We start from the raw sequence: 2,614 nt of genomic DNA, 5'->3' as shown, positions 1-2,614 counted from the left end.
CCCTGGAACAGCAGGGTCTGGCCCTGCGCCCGTGGATCGATCCGGCGGGCAACATGACAGAACAGGTGTGGGAGCTGTATGAACTCCCCTCCGGTGATGCTGATGCACCACAGGAACCGTAACCTTTTTCCGGCTTGCGCTGGTCCCCTGGCTTCTGGCAACACAGAAGCCGGACCTCAAATGGGGAAGTACATGACACAGTCCAGGAAGCACTGGTTTTTCTGGTTTATCATGCTGGGCAGCATATTTCTGGGCCTGTGGCTGACCAGCAAGGTGCTTCTGCCATTTGTGGCCGGGTTTGCCCTGGCCTACATGCTGGATCCCCTGGTGGACCGGGTGGTGGGCCTGCGCCTGTCGCGGGGATGGGCAACGGCTGCCGTCCTGATGATCTTTGTCATTATCGTTGCCCTGATTATCCTGCTCATCGCTCCTGTCCTTGCAGAACAGACGGTCAGTCTGATCCACGCCATCCCCGGCTATATCGACCACGTGCGCGAGCATATCCTGCCACAGATCCAGCACTATATCCGCCAGCTGTCCCCCCGGGATGCAGACCAGCTGAAACAGGCCGCCTCGAACTTCACGGGAACAGCTGTCAGCTGGGCCACGGTTGTGGCGGGCACTGTCGTCTCGGGCGGGCTGGCCCTGGTGGATATCGCCGGCCTTCTGTTCATCACACCCGTTGTGGCTTTCTATCTGCTGCGGGACTGGGACCTGATTGTGGCCAGGATCGACGAATGGCTGCCCCGGCCCCTGGTTCCCGTCATCCGGGAAGAAGCCCGCCAGATCAACGTCACCCTGTCCGGCTTTATCCGCGGACAGGCAGCCGTCTGCCTGATCCTGGGCCTGTTCTATGGCATCGCCCTGTCGCTGGCGGGGCTGCAGTTCGGCCTGGCCATTGGCCTGATCGTCGGCCTTCTGTCCTTCATGCCCTATGTGGGGTCGCTGGTCGGCTTTGTGGCCAGCACCGGCGTGGCCCTGTTCCAGTTTGACGACTGGGTCCGGGTCCTGATCGTTGTGGGCATTTTCTTCCTGGGACAGGCGATCGAGGGCAATTTCCTGACGCCCCGGCTTGTGGGCGGCAAAGTCGGGCTGCACCCCGTCTGGGTGATCTTTGCCCTGTTGGCCGGCGGCAGCCTGTTCGGTTTCCTGGGCGTTCTGCTGGCCGTTCCGGTGGCCGCAGTCATCGGCGTTCTGGTGCGCTTTGCCCTGCGCCGGTATCTGAACAGCAGCTATTACCAGGGACAGACACTGCCTGCCCCGCCGCCGGAATCTGTATGAACCAGCTGGTTTTCAGTCTCCCCCATCGTTCTGCGATGGGCGAGGAGGATTTTCTGGTCTCCCCCGCCAATGCCGCAGCTGTAGCATGGCTGGATGCCTGGCCGGACTGGCCTGCGCCGGTTCTTGTGCTGCATGGCTCCGCCGGATCGGGCAAAACCCATCTGGCCCATGTGTGGCAGATGCGCAGCCATGCGGAGTTTCTGGATCCGGACATGCTGGAACATCCTGACCGGCTGCGTGATATGGTCTCTTCAAGCCCCCGCCTGATCCTGGATTATCCGCCCGTCCTCTCGCCTGCAGCCCAGCAGGGCCTGTTTCACCTGTACCAGCTGCTGGTGGAGAAAAAGGGCTCTCTCCTGATCCTGGCGCGGACACCGCCGGCGCAGTGGCCGCTGGTGATTGAGGACGCCCGGTCACGCCTTCTGGCCGCGCCCTCTGCAGCTCTGGAGCCGCCCGATGACTCCCTGCTGGCCGCTGTTCTGGTCAAGCTGTTCAGCGACCGGCAGATCAGGGTCGAGGAATCGCTGATCCGGTTCCTGGTCCGCCACATGGAGCGGTCATTCGATGCGGCCCGCCGGACCGTCGAGGCGCTGGACCAGGCGGCCCTTGCAGCAAAAAGCAGGGTGACACTGCCCCTGGCGCGGAGTGTTCTGGAAAAACATTAACAGCGTTTACAAGGTGCTTTTATGATCAACAACGATGAAGTTCCAGACTGTTTCAGGTGAAAGAAGGTTCACAAGGCTGCGTGGATATGCTTCAGGCAGGGTCGGGTTTAAGGAGACCGGGCAGGATAGGGAAGCCAATATCCATGGATCTGTGTGAGAGGATTGTCAGCCACATGATGAAAGGAAGGGGCTCATTTAAAGGGCCCCATGAACGGCAAGGCGTTCCAGTTGTACGTGGAACAGATGCCTGTTCCCACACTGAAACCCGGAGACGTCGCCATCATGGACAATTTCTCCGGCCATAAAGCCGAAGCCGCCCGCTACCCCAATCGAGACCACAGACGCAATCCTCCTTTACCTGTCCCCTTACAACCCTGATCTCACCTCTGCCGGACAAGCCTTCCCGAAACTCAAGACCCTCCTGCCAAAAGCCGCAGCCGAAACACCCCGCAACGTCATCGCGAATATCCTGGACACCTTCTCCCGCTACGAATGCACCAGCTTCTTCAGATATACAGGATATGCATGATTTATTTTAAAATGGCCTAGGTCCTGTTGACATTTATGGTTCCGTAATTTGGTGAAGTGTGATTCACTGTTCAAAGTCCTTGTGTGGGAGCTTTGAATGGCGAGATGCGAGTTGCGGGACGATCAATGGAAGAAGATCA

General features: G+C 59.4%; 2 protein-coding genes. Both read left to right on the top strand.

Annotated elements, in window-relative coordinates; translation table 11 throughout:
• The first annotated feature begins 192 nt into the window (after positions 1-192).
• Positions 193-1,281: an AI-2E family transporter gene (locus M3O22_09175; GenBank protein MDP9196911.1), complete on the top strand. Its 1,089-nt coding sequence runs from the start codon at positions 193-195 to the stop codon at positions 1,279-1,281.
• Positions 1,278-1,946: a DnaA/Hda family protein gene (locus M3O22_09170; GenBank protein MDP9196910.1), complete on the top strand. Its 669-nt coding sequence runs from the start codon at positions 1,278-1,280 to the stop codon at positions 1,944-1,946. Before M3O22_09175 ends, M3O22_09170 begins: the two co-directional genes overlap by 4 nt.
• Positions 1,947-2,614: the final 668 nt, after the last annotated feature.

It is taken from the genome of Pseudomonadota bacterium (assembly GCA_030775045.1).
GTDB lineage: Bacteria > Pseudomonadota > Alphaproteobacteria > JALYJY01 > JALYJY01 > JALYJY01.
Note: the sequence above shows the minus strand (reverse complement) of the source record. Positions and strands in the feature narration are given on the sequence as shown.